The sequence below is a fragment of the Ruegeria atlantica genome, assembly GCF_013033965.1.
Classification (GTDB): Bacteria; Pseudomonadota; Alphaproteobacteria; order Rhodobacterales; family Rhodobacteraceae; genus Ruegeria; species Ruegeria atlantica_D.
This window is the reverse complement of the sequence record NZ_WQFE01000002.1, coordinates 429,652-446,122: the sequence shown is the minus strand read 5'-3', so window position 1 is coordinate 446,122 and position 16,471 is coordinate 429,652. Positions and strand designations below refer to the sequence as shown.

17 protein-coding genes are annotated in these 16,471 nt (G+C 59.4%); 8 read left to right on the top strand and 9 right to left on the bottom strand.

What is annotated here, in order from left to right; all coding sequences use genetic code 11:
• Position 1 precedes the first annotated feature (1 nt).
• From GOW16_RS06105 to GOW16_RS06075, 7 genes are all read right to left on the bottom strand, one after another.
• Positions 2-1,312: a M16 family metallopeptidase gene (locus GOW16_RS06105; RefSeq protein ID WP_170411819.1), complete on the bottom strand. Its 1,311-nt coding sequence runs from the start codon at positions 1,310-1,312 to the stop codon at positions 2-4.
• Complete coding sequence (locus tag GOW16_RS06100; RefSeq protein ID WP_170411817.1) at positions 1,309-2,649, bottom strand: M16 family metallopeptidase; 1,341 nt, start codon at positions 2,647-2,649, stop codon at positions 1,309-1,311. Before GOW16_RS06100 ends, GOW16_RS06105 begins: the two co-directional genes overlap by 4 nt.
• Positions 2,650-2,730: 81 nt before the next feature.
• Positions 2,731-3,249, bottom strand: coding sequence for a DUF3035 domain-containing protein (locus GOW16_RS06095; protein ID WP_170411815.1), 519 nt, complete (start codon positions 3,247-3,249; stop codon positions 2,731-2,733).
• Between the two features lie 50 nt (positions 3,250-3,299).
• Positions 3,300-3,770: a signal peptidase II gene (lspA, locus tag GOW16_RS06090; protein ID WP_170411812.1), complete on the bottom strand. Its 471-nt coding sequence runs from the start codon at positions 3,768-3,770 to the stop codon at positions 3,300-3,302.
• A complete protein-coding gene (gene purH / locus GOW16_RS06085; RefSeq protein ID WP_170411808.1) occupies positions 3,770-5,359 on the bottom strand; it encodes a bifunctional phosphoribosylaminoimidazolecarboxamide formyltransferase/IMP cyclohydrolase in 1,590 nt (529 codons plus the stop codon). The genes lspA and purH overlap by 1 nt, the downstream gene beginning before the upstream one ends.
• A 22-nt stretch (positions 5,360-5,381) precedes the next feature.
• Entirely contained in the window at positions 5,382-7,121 is a 1,740-nt protein-coding gene (locus GOW16_RS06080) for a heparinase II/III family protein (RefSeq protein WP_170411805.1), read from the bottom strand.
• An 87-nt stretch (positions 7,122-7,208) separates the two neighbouring features.
• Positions 7,209-8,468: an RsmB/NOP family class I SAM-dependent RNA methyltransferase gene (locus tag GOW16_RS06075; RefSeq protein ID WP_170411802.1), complete on the bottom strand. Its 1,260-nt coding sequence runs from the start codon at positions 8,466-8,468 to the stop codon at positions 7,209-7,211.
• 89 nt (positions 8,469-8,557) lie between these two features.
• On the opposite strand from GOW16_RS06075, the gene GOW16_RS06070 reads away from it, so the two are divergent.
• Positions 8,558-8,740 carry a DUF1674 domain-containing protein gene (locus tag GOW16_RS06070; RefSeq protein ID WP_170411799.1) on the top strand — a complete coding sequence of 61 codons (183 nt, stop codon included), beginning with the start codon at positions 8,558-8,560 and terminating at the stop codon, positions 8,738-8,740.
• A gap of 4 nt (positions 8,741-8,744) precedes the next feature.
• Here the strand turns inward: GOW16_RS06070 and GOW16_RS06065 are convergent, their stop codons facing one another.
• Entirely contained in the window at positions 8,745-9,599 is an 855-nt protein-coding gene (locus tag GOW16_RS06065; protein WP_170411796.1) for a LysR family transcriptional regulator, read from the bottom strand.
• Between the two features lie 98 nt (positions 9,600-9,697).
• Between GOW16_RS06065 and tmpA the strand changes: the two genes are divergently transcribed.
• The 4 genes from tmpA to GOW16_RS06045 all read left to right on the top strand — a co-directional run bounded on the left by tmpA (position 9,698) and on the right by GOW16_RS06045 (position 13,049).
• Positions 9,698-10,834: a 2-trimethylaminoethylphosphonate dioxygenase gene (gene tmpA, locus GOW16_RS06060; RefSeq protein WP_170411793.1), complete on the top strand. Its 1,137-nt coding sequence runs from the start codon at positions 9,698-9,700 to the stop codon at positions 10,832-10,834.
• The gene (gene tmpB, locus GOW16_RS06055; RefSeq protein ID WP_170411790.1) at positions 10,831-11,421 is read left to right on the top strand and encodes a (R)-1-hydroxy-2-trimethylaminoethylphosphonate oxygenase; all 591 of its coding nucleotides are present in this window, start codon (positions 10,831-10,833) and stop codon (positions 11,419-11,421) included. Before tmpA ends, tmpB begins: the two co-directional genes overlap by 4 nt.
• Positions 11,418-12,086: an ureidoglycolate lyase gene (locus GOW16_RS06050; RefSeq protein ID WP_170411787.1), complete on the top strand. Its 669-nt coding sequence runs from the start codon at positions 11,418-11,420 to the stop codon at positions 12,084-12,086. The genes tmpB and GOW16_RS06050 overlap by 4 nt, the downstream gene beginning before the upstream one ends.
• A gap of 99 nt (positions 12,087-12,185) precedes the next feature.
• Complete coding sequence (locus tag GOW16_RS06045) at positions 12,186-13,049, top strand: hypothetical protein (protein ID WP_170411784.1); 864 nt, start codon at positions 12,186-12,188, stop codon at positions 13,047-13,049.
• Between the two features lie 413 nt (positions 13,050-13,462).
• On the opposite strand, the gene dapB is transcribed toward GOW16_RS06045, so the two are convergent.
• A complete protein-coding gene (dapB, locus tag GOW16_RS06040; RefSeq protein WP_170411781.1) occupies positions 13,463-14,272 on the bottom strand; it encodes a 4-hydroxy-tetrahydrodipicolinate reductase in 810 nt (269 codons plus the stop codon).
• Between the two features lie 89 nt (positions 14,273-14,361).
• Between dapB and rbfA the strand changes: the two genes are divergently transcribed.
• Genes rbfA through truB form a run of 3 tightly spaced genes read left to right on the top strand, consistent with a single transcriptional unit; the run spans position 14,362 to position 16,454 of the window.
• Entirely contained in the window at positions 14,362-14,757 is a 396-nt protein-coding gene (gene rbfA, locus GOW16_RS06035; RefSeq protein WP_010438628.1) for a 30S ribosome-binding factor RbfA, read from the top strand.
• Complete coding sequence (locus GOW16_RS06030) at positions 14,754-15,488, top strand: phosphodiester glycosidase family protein (protein WP_170411778.1); 735 nt, start codon at positions 14,754-14,756, stop codon at positions 15,486-15,488. Before rbfA ends, GOW16_RS06030 begins: the two co-directional genes overlap by 4 nt.
• Positions 15,489-15,548: 60 nt before the next feature.
• Positions 15,549-16,454: a tRNA pseudouridine(55) synthase TruB gene (gene truB / locus GOW16_RS06025; RefSeq protein ID WP_170411775.1), complete on the top strand. Its 906-nt coding sequence runs from the start codon at positions 15,549-15,551 to the stop codon at positions 16,452-16,454.
• The last annotated feature ends 17 nt before the right edge of the window (positions 16,455-16,471 follow it).

Genomic DNA, 16,471 nt, shown 5'->3' with positions numbered 1-16,471 from the left:
CTTAGTTCGTGGTTTCCAGACCCACGGGCTTTCCAACCACGGTAAAATGCAGCCCCTCCGGGTCGAGCAGTTCGGCGGCGACCCGGTTAACCTCTTCCAGCGTTATCGCGTTCACCTTGTCATTACGGGTGGCGATATAGTCGATGGGTAAGTCTTCCATCTGCATCCCGACCATGATCCCCGCAATCTGGCCATTGCCGTCAAATCGCAACGGATAAGCACCGGTCAGGTAGGTCTTGGCATCGTCCAGCTCTTTCTGGGTCACACCTTCGGACGCGGCGCGAGCCCATTCGTCTCGGATAACCTCAACCGCTTCGGCAATGCGATCATTGCTGGACGACACGGATCCCAAGTAGACCGAGGCTAAATCCTTGGGCACCAGGTAAGTGCCAATACCATAGGTCAAGCCGCGCTTCTCACGGACTTCCTGCATCAGGCGGCTTTCAAACCCGCCTCCGCCAAGGATGTGGTTAAGGATGAAGGCGGCAAAGAAATCGGGATCGTCGCGGTCAATACCAGCCTGACCAAACAAGGCCACGGATTGCGGCGTGTCGAACTCGACCACGCTGACACCTCCGGGGATGGATACATCAGCACGTTCAGGGATCGGCTTGCCCGTTTCCGGCAGGTCAGACAGTAATTCATCCAGCAACGCACCCAGCTCTTCGGGGGTTATGTCACCCACCGCCCCGATATACATCCGGTCTTTGGCAAAGACATCCTGATACGCAGTGACCACGTCGTCGCGCGTCAGGGCTGTCACGCTTTCGATCGTGCCTTTGCCTTCTGTGCCGTAAGGGTGATCTCCATAAGCCATGCGCGCAAAGTTGCGGCCCGCAATGTCATTTGGATCGGTTTGGTCGGATTTGAGGCCGGACAGCACCTGCGCCTTTACCCGGTCCACCGCATCCTGATCAAAGCGGGGATCGTGAATGGTTGTGCGCAGCAGGTCAATCACATCATCGCGGTTTTCGGTCAGGAACTGCGCGGTGATCGACACCGTGTCGTCAGTTGCGTTGTAACGGAAAGAGGCCGCCAGCGACTCCAACTCGCGCGCATAGGTGCGGGCATCCATGTCGCCTGCGCCTTCCTCGATCAAACCGCTCATCAGGTAGACCGCGCCTCGTTTGTCCGGATCATCCAACGATGTACCGCCGCGAAAGCGCAGCTCCAACGCGGTGAAGGGGATCGAGTGATCCTCGACCAGCCATGCGGTGATCCCACCGGGAGAAGTGACCTCTTCAATTTCGATTTCAGCCCAAGCAGGCAGTGCGATGACAAAGGCGATCAGGGTTGCAAAAATCCGTTTCATTGCGTCACCTCATCATCGCGCATTAGCCAGCCGGTAACCGATGTTTCCGGTTGTATCACCTCGCGGGCGGCGGCGATGATTTCATCCGCTGTCACTGCCTGCAGGATATCGGGCCAGGCCTGCACATCCTCGACCGTCAGACCGCTGGTCAGGGCGCGGCCATAGCGGTTTCCAATCCCGTCCACATTGTCGCGCGCATAGGTTTGCGACGCGCGCAGCTGCATCTTGATCCGGTCAAGGTCGTCTTCGTTCACACCTTCGGCGATGAAGTCTGCAACCACCTGATCCATTGCATCCTCGGCCTCTTGCAGAGAAACACCTGCAGCCGGCACGACGATCAGATCAAAGGTTGTATCGTCCAGCGAGACACCCCGGTAGAACGCGCCGGTGTAGACAACCTTTTGCTGCTCGAATTGCAGCTTTTCATTCAGATAGGATGTGGTGCTGCCCCCCAGAAGTTCCGCCAACATGTACAGAGCAGCGGCTTTCTCCTGATCGCCCGGATCACGCTCGGGGGCCAGATAGCTGCGTTGCACGTATGGCTGCGAAACGCGCGCATCCTTGTATGTCAGACGGCGTTCTGCGGTTTGCGGCGGCTCTTGCGAGCGCACGCGCTCTGGCAGATCCGGATTGGCGGGGATCACGCCGTAATACTGCTCGGCCAACGATTTGACCTCGTCCGGTTCGACATCACCGGTGACGACCAGAATGGCGTTATTGGGGGCATAATGGGTCTGGTAGAAGGACAGCGCGTCCTCCATGTCTAGCGTTTCCATCTCGTGCCGCCAGCCGATGATTGGAACACCATAGCGATGGTTTAGGTACTGTGACGCGCTCATCTGCTCGCCGAACAGGGCACGGGGGCTGTTGTCGGTGCGCTGATTGCGCTCCTCAAGGATGACGTCACGCTCGGTGACAATATCATTTTCACTCAGGCGGATATTGCGCATCCGGTCCGCTTCCATCCGCATCATCAATTCCAGCCGGTCGGCGGCGACGCGTTGGAAATAGGCAGTGTAATCATAGGACGTGAAGGCGTTGTCGGTACCACCATTGGCCGCAACGGTGGCGGAGAATTCTCCTGGGGCCAGAGTGTCGGTGCCCTTGAACAGCAGGTGTTCCAGAAAATGCGCCACGCCTGATGATCCCACGGGCTCATCTGCTGACCCCGCGCGATACCAGACCATATGCTGCACCACAGGCGCGCGGTGATCTTCTATCACGACGACATCCATGCCGTTGTCCAGCGTAAAGGTAGTGACCGCCTCGTGCCCCTCGCTTGCAGCAAGAGGGGTTGCGGCGATCAGGGCAGCCGACAATGCCAGGGCCCGAACCATAGGGCATCCTCCGTTTGATTTATGCTGTTCAAACTACGGTGGTGCCGCGCGGGTTCAAGACCGATGACGAAAAGTTAAAGATTATTCATCTACCGGCGGCGACGAAGGCGTTTCGATCCCGGCTTGGCGTGCTGCCTCGTTCTGAATGTCGGGGTTCAGCGTTTCACGGCGATAAACCTGCGAATAACGGTCCACATTGAACAAGCGCAAGCGCGTCAGGCGGGCCTGCTTTCTGCGAAACTCGGCATCCTGAGCTTCAATCTCCTGCCGGGTATTAGCCGGAACGCCATAGCGGCTGGAAGCAGTCACAAGGGCGGCGTCAGCGGACGGAATGGCCGTGTTTGGGTTCAGCGATGCTGCGTTCCCGCCCAAGGCAACCACCGCATCCGCCTTTGGGGTTGGATCAGTCAGGTTTTCACCACCTGGCGTAGGCGCGGGCAGAAAGGCGTAGTCTTTGGGCTCGGTCAACGGTTTGACAGGCAGAACTGAGAATTCATCCGGACCCGCGCCAGGTGCCTGAAGGTGGCGCAGCCCGATATCGGAACACCCCGCCGCGGCAAAGGCCAATGTCAAAGCAATTATGGAACGCGGCAGCCGCATCAGAGTCTCCAGCCTGTTTCAGGCGCTTTTATCGCATTTCAAATGGCGCGTCACGAGGCCTTTTTGCCTTCGAACAGCACTAATCCGATCGCTCCGGCGAAAATGAACACGTCGGCAAGGTTGAACACGAAGGGGTTATTGATGCCGCAACAGGACATGTTCAGGAAATCCAGAACATACCCATAAAGCAAGCGATCTATGACATTGCCCATCGCGCCGCCGATCAGCAACCCGCCGCAAAACAGCATCAGCTTCGACGGTGTTGTGCGCAACAACCAGATCAGCACGCCGACCGAGATCACCAGCGATATCCCGATCAGCACCCAGCGGGCAGCATCGGTATTGCCCTGAAACAGGCCGAAATTGATACCCCGATTCTCACCGTATTTGAACACCAAGAGCGGCGGCAGGACGTCTATATTCCCTTCGGCCACACGCATCACATGAACGACCAGATACTTGCTGATCTGGTCGATCAGAAATGCGGCCAGCCCAGCCCAAAAAAGCAAACGATAGCGCATCAGTGACGGAAGTGGCGCATGCCGGTGAAGACCATGGCCAGCCCTGCCTCATCTGCAGCAGCGATGACTTCGTCGTCACGCATCGAGCCGCCGGGCTGGATCACGCAGGTCGCGCCAGCCTCCGCAGCCTCCATCAGGCCGTCGGGGAACGGGAAGAACGCATCCGAGGCCACGGCGGACCCGATCGTCAGCGGCTGCGGCAAGCCCAGCGCATCGGCCATACGTTCGGCTTTCTTGGCGGCAATCATGGCCGAGTCCAGACGGCTCATCTGGCCTGCGCCAACACCAACGGTCGCGCCATCTTTGACATAGACGATGGCGTTGGATTTGACGTGTTTAGCAACCTTCCAGGCGAACAACAGGTCACGCATCTGTTCGTCGGTCGGGGCCTTCTTGGTGACGACTTTCAGGTCATCCATGCCAACAAAGCCGTTATCCTTGTCCTGCACCAGCAGGCCTCCGGCCACCTGACGCACCGTCTTGCCACCTGTAGCCACATCAGGCAGGCCCTCAGTCGTCAGCAGACGCAGGTTTTTCTTGGCGGCGAAGATCGCCTTGGCCTCGTCCGACGCACCCGGCGCAATCACGACCTCGGTGAAAATGCCGGTGATTTCCTGCGCGGTTTCGGCATCCAATGGCTGGTTCAGCGCAATGATGCCACCAAAGGCCGAGGTGCGGTCACAGTCGAACGCGGCTTTGTAGGCGTCCAGCAGGGTCGCGCCCCTGGCCACACCGCAAGGGTTGGCGTGTTTGATGATCGCACAGGCGGCGCTTTGCGCCGGATCGAACTCGGCTACCAGTTCAAAGGCCGCATCGGTGTCGTTGATGTTGTTGTAGCTCAGTTCCTTGCCCTGATGCTGCACGGCGGTCGCGACGCCCGGGCGGTTCGTACCATCGGTGTAGAAGGCCGCCTGCTGATGACTGTTCTCGCCATAGCGCAGAGTCTGTTTCAGTTCACCGGCAAAGGCGCGGCGTTTTGGGGCCTCAAGCTGCAGCGCGTCGGCCATCCAATTGGACACCGCTGTGTCATAGGCGGCCGTGCGAGCATAAGCCTTTTGCGCCAACCATTGACGGAAACCGTAGGACGTTTTTCCGTAATTCTCCTCCAGCTGATCCAGCAAGGACGAGTAATCTTCGACATCCACAACCACGTTTACAAAAGCGTGGTTCTTGGACGCTGCGCGGATCATTGCAGGGCCGCCGATATCGATATTCTCGATACAGGTGTCGTAATCGGCACCTTTGGCCACGGTCGCCTCGAACGGATAGAGGTTCACGACCAGCAAATCGATTGCACCGATGCCGTGTTCATCCATCGCCGCGACATGCGTGTCGTTGTCCCGCAGTGCCAGCAGACCGCCATGCACCATCGGGTGCAATGTCTTGACGCGCCCATCCATCATTTCGGGGAAACCCGTGATCTCGCTCACGTCCTTCACCTCAAGCCCCGCATCGCGCAGCGCCTTGGCGGTGCCGCCGGTCGACAGCAGCTCGATCCCGCGTTCAGCCAGCGCCTTACCCAGCTCGATCAGCCCGGTCTTGTCGGAAACGGAAAGCAACGCGCGGCGCACGGGGTGAAGATCGGTCATGGGTCCAAAGGTCCTTTTGGCGTCAGTCAAACTCGGGCTCGTCCCGGTGCAGATCGCGCACGGCATAGGCAGTATCCTGTGCCTTGCTCAGCGTCCACCGGATGCGCGTCGCATACTCCATTGCGCGCCCGGATAGAACGATCTGTTTTGTCGCGCGTGGCTTTAAACGGCCTTTTTCCAGATAAACGCTTGGTTCAACAGACAATTTTCCCACGCCATCGTGGCGGAAAACCCAGATCTCACCGCTTTTGAGCGCCATCGACACCGCCGCGCCGCCCAAATCCAGCGCCGCGTCCACGTCCGGATGCAGGTGAAACCGAATATCAAAACCGATGCCTTTAAGGCCCGAGGCATCCATCGCCTTGTCAAATTGCCGTTTCGCCTTGTCAGTGGCCGTCAGCAGAATGTCCTCGCAGGCCAGTTCACGCCCATCAAACCGCAACTCAAAGGTACGCGCATGGGTTAGACCGAAGACCTTGGTGTAGCCGTCATGCCCGGCCATAAATCGCATGCCTTCAAAGGCGTCCTCGAAATCAATGGGAACCTCCTGCGGCGCGTCCACAAGTGCTTCGCGCTCAGAACCCGGCGTCGGAGGTGCCAACCGAGCGCTTGAATACCCGTCAAGGCACAGCGTCGAATGAGACGGTGTCGCCCGACCCGCACGCCGCCACTCCATCCCAAAGCTTTCGCCCGAGCCGCAGTTAACCACCAGCGGCCTGCGGCCCGACGTGAGTTCAAATGCCAGAGTAGACGCATGGGCATTGTACGACGCCGCCCCCTTGGGTGGGCGGCTGGCATCCACGATCACACTGGTTCTGGCCGCGTAAAGCCGGGCAAACCCCATGGACAGTCCCGCCGCATGATGTGGCCGCACCCCACTTTGCGCCAATGCCTGATCCAGACGCCCTTCGACACCGCGCCCACCGCCGTGAAACCGGGCCAAAGCCCCGTCTGCATGGCGCAAGCTGCGCAAAGTAGGGGCCATGCGCTTGATGGCGTTTGCCTGCGCTCCGGGCGTGCCTCGCCCCAACTCGCCCAGCGCGGCTGAAGTCCATGAAAGCAGCATAAAGACTTCAAGTAATTCTTCGGGATTGCGGGTCGGGATACCGCCTTGTTCGTCGACTTGACTGTCACACTCGCGCGCCAAGGCACGAAGGGCTGGATCGGCCATTTGCTCCAACCCCTCCAACGCCAAACCGGCCTGCACCAGCCCGGCAAGCGCCTCGAACCGGGGAAGACCCGGGGTCGCCGCTTTCCAACGCTTGGACAGAAACCATGTCTGTTGGGCCAACGAGCGAAAAAACATTCTGCTTTGGTGTTCATCTGCGCCGCGCAACAGGAATATCGCATGGTTGATCCAGCGTATTACGCGCCGCCCGGTCAAATCCGGCGCCCAGCCCGGCCCCTGACCGCGACCATGCGCATTAATCCAACCCCAGACCCACCGCTGGGCCTTTTCGCGCGCGCGCATATCGCCAACAGCCGCCAAATCGTCCAGCCAGGCAAACCCGTGGCGTTCATTGTCGAACCCGGTGCTGGGCGCGGCCACGTCCCACAACTCGGTATCCTGCGCCTCAACCAGATAGCCTGCGAACAGCAGATTACCCGCGACCAGCTGACGCCCGCGCGCAAACGAGCCTACTGTGCGTGGTTCAGGCTCGCCAACAAACCCCGAGACCGCTTTTTGCCGCTGACTGAGCCGTGCATAGAGACGGTTCTGAAACCGTGTCCACCGATTGGTCATGGTATCTGTCTTTGACATGACGCTCGTTACTCTGCCCCTTGCGCTCTGCTGGCGCCTGAGACCCAACGATAGACCGGGGCGATCGTCAAGTCATCGAAAAGCGTCTTACTTCGTCGATTTGTTCAGGCGCGCGATATAGAACCCGTCCATTCCACCGCGATCTGGCCAGAAATCGGGCCGCAGGCGCAGACCGCCTTCTTCGGTAATCCAGTCAAGCTCAATTCCGGCAATGGTCAACGCAGCGCGATCGACTGCCATGTCCGGATATTGGTCCAGAGCTTCTTCGACCTGCACCTCGCCCTCATCCGGCAACAACGAACAGGTGCAGTAAACCAGCCGCCCGCCGGGTTTCAGCAAGCTCCAGGCATGGGCCAGCATCCGGCTCTGCAGCTCGATCAGTTCACCAAACTCAGATCCGTCCTTGGCAAAGGGCAGATCCGGATGCCGACGGATGGTGCCCGTCGCCGAACATGGTGCGTCCAGCAGGATGGCGTCATACAGCCCATGATGTTCAAGCGCGTCGCCAGCGACAACAGTAGCCTTCAGTCCGGTGCGTTTGAGGTTGTCGCGAACGCGCGCCAAACGCGACTCCGAGATATCGAGCGCCGTAACATCGGCCCCCGCAGCTGCCAATTGCAGCGTCTTTCCCCCGGGTGCCGCGCAAAGGTCGAGGATCTTTTCACCCGATTTCGGCGCAAGAATGCGGACGGGTATGGCCGCTGCCGCGTCCTGCACCCACCAATCACCTTTGTCATATCCCGGCAGAGCCGTGACCTGACCGGCATCGTGCAGCCGCATCGAACCTGTTGGCAGCGCTCCTCCCGGTCCGCTGGCACCCGGCTTGACAGTAAGGTCCAGCGATGCGCCGTCGAAATGTGCCGCTTCCATTCCCGTGATCGCGTCCTCGCCCCATGCCATGATCAGCGGATCACGCAGCCATTCAGGCAAACGCGGCACGCGCATTCTTGGCCATGCTTCCGGTCCTTCGGCGGCTACTTTGCGCAGCACGGCATTCACCAGACCTTTCAGGCGCCCGTGCTTGCGCGAGCGTCCGACGATCTCGACCATGGAGTTCACGACCCCATGCGCGGCTTCGCCGTTGCACAGCTCAACCGCTCCAAGGCGCAGGGCGTTGTGAACGGTCAAAGCAGGGGTGCGGTGCAGGTGGTTGTCCAACAGACGATCCGCTCGTTCCAGCCCGCGCAAGGTTTCCAGTGTCAGGCGTTGCGCCCGTGCGCGATCCTCTGGCCCCAGCCGTTCCAGCGCGCCCGCAGCCAGACATTCGGACAGCAACCGCCCTTCGCCAAGTATCTGATCCAGCAGAAAGATCGCGCTGCGTCGGGCCGCTGTTGCGTTGTCGGACATGGAATCGCCTTTGAATAAATCCTCGCCCGCATTGCCAAGGGCGGACGCGCGCGTATATCAAGCCCATGCACGGAAAGGAACCCGATGTCATGAGTGACGACCGCAAAGACCTGCCGCCCGCCGCCCAGCGCGCCTTGGCCGAAGCCGAAGAGCGTCGCAAAAAGGCGGACGCCCAAGCGAAAAAGTCGCCCAAAGAACTTGGCGGTCGTGATGGCCCCGACCCTGCCCGCTATGGCGATTGGGAAAAGAAGGGCATCGCGATCGATTTCTGATCGCTCATCCTCGCAAAGCTTCCAGAAAATCCGCGATCAGAGCACGCTGTTTTTTCGATTTTGCTCGCTCTTCGGGCCATGTCAGCCAATACCCATCCTTTGTTTTCAGCTCTGGCAGGTTCAGTCTGCGCAGCCGCCCTGTCTGCAGATCCGCCTTGGCCAGTGGCACCGACCCCAACGCCACGCCCAAGCCCTGACGCGCCGCGGTAAGTGCATGCTCCATTGAGTCGAAGCTGATGTTCGACGGTGTCACATCACCCTGATCCGCTTTCTGCGCCCAATCCCGCCAACCCGGCCGTTCTCCTCGCAGATCAATCAATGGCGCGCGCCACACCACGCCCGGAGCAGCCATCGGCACCAGCACCTCGGCTGCTATCAATTCCGCATCCCGTCCAGGCCACACGCCGCGCCCGTAACGGATTTGCAGCCACGTTCGTTCTTCATCAAGAGAGGACCGCCGCGCCACAGAATCCGTAAGTATACGCACCTTCGGCTGCCTCTCATGAAATCGGGCAAGGCTGGGCACTACAAGCGCATGGATGTGCGACGACAACCCGGCCACGCGCAATTCGCGCGGGGATTTTCCGAACAGATCCTCAGTGTTCCGTTCAAGGGCTTGTAGGCTGTCCTGCACCAGCGGCAGATAGCTTTCGCCTTCGACAGTCAGCGACACGCCCCGCGCCTCACGCACAAATAACGTCCGCCCCAACCAGGCCTCAAGATTGCCGATCCGCTGACTGACTGCAGCCTGCGTCAGGCCAAATTCCCGTGCCGCCGCCGAAAATCCGCCCAGACGCCCAGCCGCTTCAAAAACGCGTAGCCAGTCCAAAGGCGGCAAACCGATCTTTTCCTTAGCCATAAGTTTTTCCAAGCCTCAGCAGAAAGAAGGATTAATTGTCGTAATGCCATAAGAGGCGTATCTCCTCAACCAAAGCCCGCGCTGAACAGGAGACCCCCATGCTGCGCTCTGCCACCCATGACGCCTCGGTTGTGACCGTTGAATTCGACACCGGCACAAAGGCTCGCTTTCATGCCATCTGGCTGCGCGACAACGCGCTGGATTCTGAGACCCGCTCGCCCGGCAATGGCCAACGTCTGATCACCATTGGTGATATCCCCTCAGACATTTCGGTCAGCGCTGCTGAGGTCAGTAATGGCGATCTGACTGTCACCTTCCAACCCGAGGATAAGACAGTCATCTTCCCCGCCGATTGGCTGGCCGAGAACAGCTATGACCGCGATCACGGCTTGCCCACTGGGCGGACAGCCCCTGGTATCACCACCTGGGAACGCGGCATCGAAGCCCCAAGCGCCGATTGGGATGAAGTTCACGCCAATCCCGCTGCCAAGCGTGACTGGCTGGCGGCAGTCGCTGAGTACGGCTTTGCCAAGCTGACCGGCGGCCCGACCGAACCGGAATCCCTGCTGAAAGTCGCTGATCTGTTCGGCTACGTCCGCCAAACCAACTACGGCCCCTATTTCGAGGTTCGGACCGAGGTGAACCCGACCAACCTCGCCTATACCGGCCTTGGTTTGCAGGCGCACACGGACAACCCCTATCGCGATCCGGTTCCGACGCTGCAAATTCTGTATTGCCTGGAAAACAGTGCCGAGGGTGGTGATTCCATCGTGGTTGACGGCTTCCGCGCCGCTGAAAAGCTGCGCGAACAGAACCCTGAAGGCTTTGCTTTGCTGGCTGGCTATCCTGCCCGCTTTGAATACAAAGGCTCCGACGGTGTCTGCCTGCGTTCGCGCCGCCCGATGATCGAACTGTCGCCGGATGGTGAGCTGGTCGGTATCCGCTTCAATAACCGTTCATCCGCTCCATTCGTAGACATCCCCTTCGACCAGATGGAAGCCTATTACGCCGCTTATCGCGAGTTGGGCGAGATCATCGACGATCCGGCAATGGGCGTGTCGTTCAAGCTGGAACCGGGCGAAAGCTTCATCGTCGATAACACCCGCGTTCTGCATGCCCGTCTGGGATATTCCGGCGCGGGTTCACGCTGGTTACAAGGCTGCTATGCCGACAAGGACGGGTTGCTGTCCACTCTGGCCGCGATGGAAATGGCCCAGCCGGAGGCAGCAGAATGAAACCCGATTTCTCGACCCTAAGCCGCGATAACATTGTGGCCTTCATCGGCGATATCTTCGACCGTCGCGGCGGCGAAGAATACCTTGGCGAACCCGTCACGATGGCCGAACACATGCTGCAAGGTGCCACCATTGCTGAACAGAACGGCCAACCAGAAGAAATCATCGTCGGTGCCCTGCTACACGATATTGGCCATTTCACGTCCGAGTTCGGCACCTACCACCCCGACGACACCGAAGATCGCCATCACGAGGACGCGGGCGCGGAAGTACTGGAACAGTTCTTCCCCTCGGTCATCACGGATTGTTGCCGCTATCACGTGGCGGCCAAGCGGTATCTCTGCGCCACCAAACCCGAATACTTCAACCGCCTGTCTGCGGCTTCGGTCCACACGCTGCAGCTACAGGGCGGGCCAATGAGTGCCGAGGAAGTCGCAGAATTCGAGGCCAACCCAAACCTGAAAGAGATCATTCAGGTGCGCTATCTGGATGAGGCAGGCAAGCGCGCGGACATGGAAACCCCGGACTTCAATCATTTTGCGCCGATGGTACAGCGCATGGTCGACAGGCATCTGGGTGCAGCATGAGCGCGCCGGAGTACATCTTTGAGGCCAGTTCGAAACCGTCGCTACCGTGGCACGAGGTTCCGCTGATCCGCGCCACCTACGAATCCGTTAAGGGTTATGGCTGTCTGGTCGATGACCCCGATACGTTTGAGATTGAAATCGTGCGCTGGCCCCAACAGGGCTGGCGTCCGATTGACCAAGGCACTGGCGACGAAGCGGGTTGGGTAGAAGGCACATTCAAATGCGATTGGCAGGGCGATGTGCTTTATGGTGAGAACGAAGCGGTCAAGGGCCACTATGTGCTCGGCTGGTCCGCTGATCCGCAACAAGCGCAGACCGACCGGCAAACCGCACCTCGTGATCAGGTGCTGCTGTGGCACATGAACTATCATCCGGATGGTGGGCAGATGTTTTGGCCGCTGGATAACAAGCCGTTCATCGTCCCGGTTGCCTTGCCTGGCGACAACCTGACACCGGATAAGGTGGTCGCGTTCTGGTGCGATGGAACGCGCGGCCTCTATATCCACCCCGGCATCTGGCACGAGGGGATTTTCCCCGTCGAAGACAATCAGCGATTCCTCGACCGGCAGGGCCGGGTGCACGCCCGCGTCAGCGCGGATATCGGCCAAGAGTTCGGCGTGTATCTCGCCTGTCCGTTGCGTGCAGACAGAATAAGGGACCTGTAGGTCAACGCTGCCACCGTGTGGTGCGGTTTTTAGATTTCCTTAACCTTTGCGCCGAACTTCTGCGATACTTTAAGCACATGGTTGCAAAGGAGGCGTCCGATGGGATTGAACAGGCGGAAGGTTGTCCAACTGGGAACGGCAGCTGCGGTGGGAACGGTTCTGCCGCGATTTGCCATAGGAGCGACCGGTCAGAACGATGCGTTCGAAGCGCAATTTGCGGACACGCTGGATCGCCTGAAAGCCGCTTTTTCCAACCTCGGGTTTTCCGAGACGCAACCTCTGTCGATTGCTACGGGGAATAATGACTATAACGGCGGGCTGCGGCACGATTTCGATCAGAACTCATTGCCGACAGATCAGTTCATCATCCAACCTCTGGCCCGAGTTGGCGATGTTGACGAAAAAGCGCGTCCCGACGTCCTGCCACTGTTTCACGAGGTCGGCTGCCACCCCGGCGGAGCGGCCAGCGGCCGGGACACAACGCAGCTGATGTTGCGTCTTTTGACAGAAGAATTCGGGCTCGACCCGGCCCGCACGGCCTTCGTCAGTGTTCCGCAAGCAGCTGACATGCGCCCGGTTTTGGATGAGATGAATTTGCCTTTTGCAGAAAAGGTCCTGCTGCGTGATGAGGCCGAGGCGTTGGCCGCCCGCGATGCCTCGGGCTTTTTCTTCCCCGATCCGTTTGGAGACGAATACCTGGTGACAATGGGCGTCTATTATCGCGTCGGCGATCTGGAAGAAGTCGCGCCCAAGGCCTATCCCCCGTCCGACAACTGGACCGAGATCGGAGAGATCATCATCGGAGGAGAGGTTGCACCCCTGGGCATCTCTATCGGGGCTGAACGCCTAACCTATGCCATGACAGGTCAGTTACCGACATGGGATCAGCGTTTGGGTGCCTTGTTCACGAAAGCCCAACAGGATGGCGCGGAACCACCCGGCCTCGCGGTCTTTCATGAATAGAACTGCCAGATTACGGCGATGACTGGGACACGGTTTGGGCACTCTGTTTTTGATCATGTTCGGGTTCGTGGTTGTCGTGGCTCTTTCCTCATGGGCCGCCACGATTCTTCTCGCTTCGATTTTCCCGGTGTTTAACTTCAAAGATGAATTTATCGAGTTTTGGACAAGAGCGAGGGGGACACCTCCGTCGCGCAAAAGGCTTTTTGCTAAACGCCTATGGGGCGGCAAACTACTTTTTCATGGTTGAGAAAACCAACGATCAGCATATGCCCAACGCGATACGTCTTGTCCCGAATAGATATATTTTTGTCTGGCTGCTGCTACAGTTTGCTTCACTGGTAACAGCAGCGCTTTTCTGGGTCGTTGCATTCATCGTTTTTGTTTTTGTAACCGCGTACATCTAATAGCGACTTCTACAACCCAAGCACATCCACCATGTCATACTGACCAGGCGCTTTGCCCTGCCCCCACAATGCCGCTTTCAGCGCGCCGCGGGCAAAGATGGCGCGGTCGGTGGCCAGATGGCGTAGGACGATGCGTTCTCCGGGGGCGGCGAATAGGACGTCGTGTTCGCCTACGATGTCGCCGCCGCGAATGGCGTGGAAGCCGATATTGCCGCGTTTGCGGGCACCCGTGATGCCGTCGCGACCCCGGTCAGACACTTCTTCCAGTTTCACGCCGCGCCCTTCAGCGGCCGCCTCGCCCAGCATCAACGCAGTGCCCGAAGGCGCATCGACCTTGTGGTGGTGGTGGCCTTCGATCACTTCGATGTCGAAATCCTCATCCAGCGCAGCGGCGACCTTTTTGGTCAGTTGCACCAGCAGATTGACGCCGAGGCTCATATTCCCCGCCCGCACGATTACGGCGTGACGCGAAGCAGGCTCCAGCGCTGCGATCTGTTCTTCGGTCATGCCGGTGGTGCCAATCGCGTGCACACAACGGGCCTGTGCCGCCAACGCGGCAAATTCCAGTGTCGCCTCGGGCGCGGTAAAGTCGATCACTGCCTGTGCTTGCGCAAAAGCCTCCAGCGGATCGTCGGTGACTTTTACGCCCAGTGCCTGACCGCCCATCGCCTCGCCCACATCCTGACCGATCCAGTCATGGCCCGTCCGCTCAACAACACCAACCAAACGCGCCTGATCGCTGTCGGTCACTGTCTTGATCAGCATCTGCCCCATACGGCCCGAAGCCCCTGTGATGACGATCCCGGTAATATGGGTCATTGCGCTGGTCCTTTCTAAAGTCGGCTCAAAGCCTCCTACCCGGTTCGCGCCCGCTTGGCAAAGCCCAGCTTTGCGCTTAGATCGGGGATATGGCAAAGAACAAATTCCACGATGGCCCCGGCCCGTCCCAACGACAGCTGCGCGTCGGCGAACTGATCCGTCGCACCCTGTCCGAAGTTCTGGCGCGCGGAGATGTCCACGACCCCGACCTGAACCGTATGTCGATCACTGTAGGTGAGGTGCGCACCTCGCCCGATCTGAAGATCGCCACTGCCTATGTACTGCCCCTGGGTGGTAAAGGACAGGAGGACGTGATCGAACTGCTGGCCCGCAACAAGGGCGAGCTGCGACGCATGGTCGGCAAAAAGGTCGGCCTGAAATTCTCACCCGATCTGCGGTTCCGTCTGGATGATACCTTCGACCGGCTGGATGACACCCGCCGCATGTTCGAACAGGACGCGGTGCGCCGCGATTTGGACGAGTGATCCGAACACTTGTCACGCTGGGCGCGGCTCTCTGGGCTGCGCAGGCCTCGGCGGTGACCTGCGAGAAGGTGACCCATGAGGATAAGCGTTACACCATTTGTGAGGTGGCTGCCTCGGAAGACTTGCGCCTGTTTCTGAATGACGAAAGCGGCGACGTTCTGGGTCACTTTTCTTCGGTGAACGAAACGTTGGCCCGGGATGGCAAGCGTCTGGCATTTGCGATGAACGCGGGCATGTATCATGACGACCGCTCGCCCGTTGGGCATTATGTCGAGGGCGGTCAGGAACAGATGCGTGTCATCCCCAATGCCGGGCCGGGCAACTTCGGATTGCTGCCGAACGGAGTATTTTGCATCCGCGAAGGCCGCACCGATGTCTTTGAGACACTGGACTATGTAGATCAGATGCCTCAGTGCCGCTTTGCCACCCAATCCGGGCCCATGCTGGTAATCGATGGAGAGCTGCACCCACGCTTTCTACCCGATTCGACTTCGCGCTATATCCGCAACGGCGTGGGCACCAGCGAAGATGGCTCGCTCGCGGTTTTCGCGATCTCGGATGACTATGTCACCTTCCATGAGTTCGGCAGCCTGTTCCGAGATGTGCTGGAAACCCCAAATGCGCTGTTCTTCGACGGCAATATCTCTCGCATGTATGAGCGCGCAGGAAATCGATCAGATGTCGGATTTTCCCTTGGCCCGATTGTGGGTGTGGTCGAAGATACGCCCTGAAATTGACAGCGGCAGAGCGATCCGTTAGGTCGCGCGCCTCGGCAAGAATCAGGGTGTAGAATGGGACGCAAACGCAAGGGTCGCGACATTTCCGGTTGGCTGGTGGTGGACAAGCCCGCGGGCATGACCTCTACGTCGGTTGTCAACAAGGTGCGTTGGGCGATGGACGCCAAGAAAGCGGGCCACGCGGGTACGTTAGACCCAGAGGCGACGGGCGTACTGGCCGTGGCTTTGGGTGAGGCGACGAAGACAGTTCCCTACATCACCGATGCTTTGAAAGCTTACACGTTCACCGTGCGTCTGGGTCAGGCCACCAATACCGATGATGCCGAGGGCGAAGTGATTGCGACCAGCGATGCGCGCCCTTCGGATGAGGACATCAAACAGGCGCTGAACCCGTTTCTGGGTGATATCATGCAGGTCCCGCCCAAGTTCTCGGCCGTGAAAATCGACGGCCAGCGCGCCTATAAACTGGCCCGCGATGGCGAGGATGTGGAACTGGCCGCGCGTCCGCTATGGGTTGAGGAGTTGATTTTGGTCGACCGCCCCGACGAAGACCACGTGACGCTGGAAATGACCTGCGGCAAGGGCGGCTACGTCCGCTCGATCGCTCGCGATCTGGGCGCAGCGCTGGGGTGCCACGGTCACGTCCGGGAACTGCGCCGCATCTGGTCCGGCCCATTCGATATCGAAGGCAGCTTGAGCATCGAACAGATCGACGAGATGGCCAAGACCACCGCGCTGGACGAATACCTTCATCCGTTGGAAACCGGTCTTGCCGACCTGCCCGAGTTGAAATGCACACCCGAGGGCGCCACCCGCCTGCGCAACGGCAATCCGGGTATGGTTCTGGCCTCGGACGTGGAATACGGCGACGAGGCCTGGGCCTCGCTCGACGGCAAAGCTGTGGCCGTCGGGATCTACAAATCCGGCGAATTGCACCCCAGCCGGGTGTTCGTCGAATAAGCCCCGTGTTAGGCGAG

Excerpts from the sequence above, each read along its gene's own strand:
- GOW16_RS06095 (WP_170411815.1), bottom strand. The coding sequence starts at position 3,249 with ATGCGGCTGCCGCGTTCCATAATTGCTTTGACATTGGCCTTTGCCGCG.
- GOW16_RS06105 (WP_170411819.1), bottom strand. The coding sequence starts at position 1,312 with ATGAAACGGATTTTTGCAACCCTGATCGCCTTTGTCATCGCACTGCCT.
- purH (WP_170411808.1), bottom strand. The coding sequence starts at position 5,359 with ATGACCGATCTTCACCCCGTGCGCCGCGCGTTGCTTTCCGTTTCCGAC.
- truB (WP_170411775.1), top strand. The coding sequence starts at position 15,549 with ATGGGACGCAAACGCAAGGGTCGCGACATTTCCGGTTGGCTGGTGGTG.
- tmpB (WP_170411790.1), top strand. The coding sequence starts at position 10,831 with ATGAAACCCGATTTCTCGACCCTAAGCCGCGATAACATTGTGGCCTTC.
- lspA (WP_170411812.1), bottom strand. The coding sequence starts at position 3,770 with ATGCGCTATCGTTTGCTTTTTTGGGCTGGGCTGGCCGCATTTCTGATC.
- rbfA (WP_010438628.1), top strand. The coding sequence starts at position 14,362 with ATGGCAAAGAACAAATTCCACGATGGCCCCGGCCCGTCCCAACGACAG.
- GOW16_RS06050 (WP_170411787.1), top strand. The coding sequence starts at position 11,418 with ATGAGCGCGCCGGAGTACATCTTTGAGGCCAGTTCGAAACCGTCGCTA.
- dapB (WP_170411781.1), bottom strand. The coding sequence starts at position 14,272 with ATGACCCATATTACCGGGATCGTCATCACAGGGGCTTCGGGCCGTATG.
- GOW16_RS06075 (WP_170411802.1), bottom strand. The coding sequence starts at position 8,468 with ATGTCCGACAACGCAACAGCGGCCCGACGCAGCGCGATCTTTCTGCTG.
- GOW16_RS06045 (WP_170411784.1), top strand. The coding sequence starts at position 12,186 with ATGGGATTGAACAGGCGGAAGGTTGTCCAACTGGGAACGGCAGCTGCG.
- tmpA (WP_170411793.1), top strand. The coding sequence starts at position 9,698 with ATGCTGCGCTCTGCCACCCATGACGCCTCGGTTGTGACCGTTGAATTC.
- GOW16_RS06080 (WP_170411805.1), bottom strand. The coding sequence starts at position 7,121 with ATGTCAAAGACAGATACCATGACCAATCGGTGGACACGGTTTCAGAAC.
- GOW16_RS06100 (WP_170411817.1), bottom strand. The coding sequence starts at position 2,649 with ATGGTTCGGGCCCTGGCATTGTCGGCTGCCCTGATCGCCGCAACCCCT.
- GOW16_RS06065 (WP_170411796.1), bottom strand. The coding sequence starts at position 9,599 with ATGGCTAAGGAAAAGATCGGTTTGCCGCCTTTGGACTGGCTACGCGTT.
- GOW16_RS06070 (WP_170411799.1), top strand. The coding sequence starts at position 8,558 with ATGAGTGACGACCGCAAAGACCTGCCGCCCGCCGCCCAGCGCGCCTTG.